General features: G+C 64.4%; 4 protein-coding genes. All 4 read right to left on the minus strand.

Annotated features, from left to right (window positions below; all coding sequences use genetic code 11):
* Window positions 1-1,528, minus strand: a 1,528-nt coding sequence (locus tag JNK68_14620) for an SAM-dependent DNA methyltransferase (GenBank protein ID MBL8541578.1), incomplete at its 3' end; no start/stop codon positions are given.
* A gap of 98 nt (window positions 1,529-1,626) precedes the next feature.
* A complete protein-coding gene (locus tag JNK68_14625) occupies window positions 1,627-1,767 on the minus strand; it encodes a hypothetical protein (protein ID MBL8541579.1) in 141 nt (46 codons plus the stop codon).
* Between the two features lie 171 nt (window positions 1,768-1,938).
* Entirely contained in the window at window positions 1,939-2,334 is a 396-nt protein-coding gene (locus JNK68_14630) for a type II toxin-antitoxin system VapC family toxin (protein ID MBL8541580.1), read from the minus strand.
* Window positions 2,331-2,570: a type II toxin-antitoxin system prevent-host-death family antitoxin gene (locus JNK68_14635; protein ID MBL8541581.1), complete on the minus strand. Its 240-nt coding sequence runs from the start codon at window positions 2,568-2,570 to the stop codon at window positions 2,331-2,333. Before JNK68_14635 ends, JNK68_14630 begins: the two co-directional genes overlap by 4 nt.
* Window positions 2,571-2,802: the final 232 nt, after the last annotated feature.

A 2,802-nucleotide genomic window follows, 5' to 3' on the forward strand; every position in this document is an offset into this window, starting at 1 on the left:
GCTGGATCTCCTCCTCCAACCTCGCGAGATCGGCAAGGATCGCCTTCGGTGTCCGGTGCTCCACCGCCTCGTGCACTAGTTCCCTATATCGGTTGAGCGAGAGGTCGTAGCCCTGCGCGGCGATGTCGGCCTTGGGCACGCAAAAGCTCTGTGCGGTGCGCGACCGCTCGCGCTCGGCCCCTGAACGCTCGACCCAGCGCGCAAGCACGTCAGGCAGGTTGTTCTTCGGGTGCTCGTCGGGCGAAAGGACTGGATTCCGGCTTTCCCCGGAATGACGGCTGGGAACCGGACCGAGCAAATCCTCGGGAAGCAGCGGCGTGCGCTTGTCGTCGAGGCTCCAGCCGTCGGCCTCGACATCGTAGAACCAGACGTGATCCGTGCCGCCCGAGTTGGTCTTGGTGAAGACGAGGATCGCGGTGGAGACGCCTGCGTAGGGCTTGAACACGCCGCCGGGCAGCTTGACGATAGCGTCGAGCTTCTGATCTTCGACCAGCATCTTGCGCAGCGTCTTGTGCGCGTTGCTCGATCCGAACAGCACGCCGTCCGGCACGATCACCGCCGCGCGCCCGCCGGGCTTGAGCAGCCGCAGGAAGAGCGCGAGAAAAAGCAATTCGGTCTTCTTGGTCTTGACGATCGAGAGCAGATCCTTGGCGGTGTTCTCGTAGTCGAGGCTGCCGGCGAACGGCGGATTCGCGAGCACCAGCGTGTACTTCTCCTCCTCGCCCGCATGGTCCTGCGCGAGCGAGTCGCGGTAGCGGATGTCCGGGTTCTCGACGCCGTGCAGCAGCATGTTCATGCTGCCGATGCGCAGCATGGTGTTGTCGAAATCGAAGCCGTGGAACATGCGGTGATGGAAATGCTCGCGCTGCGCCGGATCGTGGAGGATGTTCGGATGACGCTCGCGCAGGTACTCGCCCGCGGCGACGAGATAGCCTGCCGTGCCGCAAGCCGGGTCGCAGATCACATCGAGGGGCTGCGGTGCGGTCAGCTCGACCATCAGCCGGATAATGTGCCGCGGCGTGCGGAACTGGCCGTTCTGGCCGGCGGTGGCGATCTTGCCGAGCATGTACTCGTAGACGTCGCCCTTCGTGTCGCGGTCCTCCATCGGCACCGCGTCCAGCAAATCCACCACCTTCATGAGCAGTGCCGGCGTCGGAATGGTGAAGCGCGCATCCTTCATATGGTGCGCGTACGTCGAGTCGTCGCCGCCCAGCGTGCGCAGGAACGGGAAGACGTGCTCGCCGACGACGGCGTACATTTCCGCCGGCGCGAAGTGCTTGAAGCGCGACCAGCGGAAATCTTCGTAGGTGCGTCCCTTCGCGTCCTTTCCCTCCGGGAAGATGCGCCTCTCCATCGGGCGCTTGAGCCGGTTGGCCTTGTTCTCCTCCAGCGTGTGCAGGTCGTCGAGCCGGCGGATGAAGAGCAGATAGGTGATCTGCTCGATGACTTCGAGCGGATTGGAGATGCCGCCGGACCAGAAGGCGTCCCAGATGCGGTCGATCTGACTCTTGATGGTGCCGGTGATCATTCAGTCGCCCTCGTGAGGAAAGAGTCATGGCTCGCGCGGCGCAATATACCGCAGGTAGACGCTAGGACATCAGGGTAAGGATTGCCCCGGCACGAGCACTATGCAGTGCTGCCGAAGAGCAGCAGGTCGGCAGACCAGGCCAGGGGCGGGTCCGGCGGCAGCGGTGCCGGCACGAACGCCTCGAACGGCTCCCCCGCAGTCGAGACCGTCACGTATTTGCCGGGAGTGGGACGGTGCATGGGCGCGCCGAACCTAAAATAGGCCGAAGCGCTATGTTAGGTTGCGCGGTTAACCTGAATCAACGCAGGTGGTTGATCGAGGATCCTCCTCGGAAGGCGCGGACCGTCACCCTCGTGGCTTCGTGGGTGCCACCCACGCAGGCCAATCTGCTATACGTCGCTCGTGACCGCTCACCATATGGTCCGAAGCGACGGCAGGCCGCGCAACCGGGGGTCGCCCGTAACGAGAGTTGCTCCCAGGACCACGGTCGTGGCGGCGATGACGCGGTCTGCGGGATCGCCGTGCATGGGCTCGCTCAAGCTACCGGCGAGGTTCGCGATCTCGGCTGAGACCGGCTCGAAGCGCAGTTCGGGGATACTGCACGCGTCGGCGAGCCACTGATCCACCGGCACGCTGAATTGCAGCCGGCCACGACGCACGGCTGTCGCAACCTCCAGAACGCTGATGGTGGAGGCGACTATTTCGCCCGCTGCGGTGTGCTTGCTGATAGCGCGCTTCGCCGCGGTTGAAAGCCCCGGAGCCTGCGTCAACCACCACACGAGAACGTGTGTGTCGAGGACGATCAACGATTCATCTGCCATTCCTCGGCGGGCGCTGCCGGTTCGAGCGGAGCGTCGTATCGAACGAGACTGCCGCGCAGCCGCGCACGCGCCGCTTCTCCCACCTCGGCTTCCGGCAGCGGCGGAGAAATCTCTGCGATCACCCGACCGCGGGACGTCACGCGTATGCGTTCTCCGCGCTCCACTCGAGCGAGGTATTCCGGCAGGTGCTGGCGCAGCGTGGTGATGTTGACGTCAGTCATGGCACTCCTCGATGTACAGATTAACTGTACGCATGGACGGCAAAGCCGTCAATCGACCCTCTGGGCACGAGCGACGCCGACTGTGAGGCCCGCATTCGTACCACGACCTCTCTCGTTCTCCCATTCCCGGCACAACCCCATATAATCCGCCCGAACGGCGCATCCGGGCGCCGCAGCGAACCGCCATCTCCGAGGCTCTCGTGAACGACCTCCGCTCCGCCCGCTCTCCCTC

It is taken from the genome of Betaproteobacteria bacterium (assembly GCA_016791345.1).
GTDB lineage: Bacteria > Pseudomonadota > Gammaproteobacteria > Burkholderiales > JAEUMW01 > JAEUMW01.

Bases quoted from the DNA above. Each gene is read 5' to 3' on its own strand.
- JNK68_14625 (MBL8541579.1), bottom strand. From the start codon at position 1,767: ATGCACCGTCCCACTCCCGGCAAATACGTGACGGTCTCGACTGCGGGG.
- JNK68_14635 (MBL8541581.1), bottom strand. From the start codon at position 2,570: ATGACTGACGTCAACATCACCACGCTGCGCCAGCACCTGCCGGAATAC.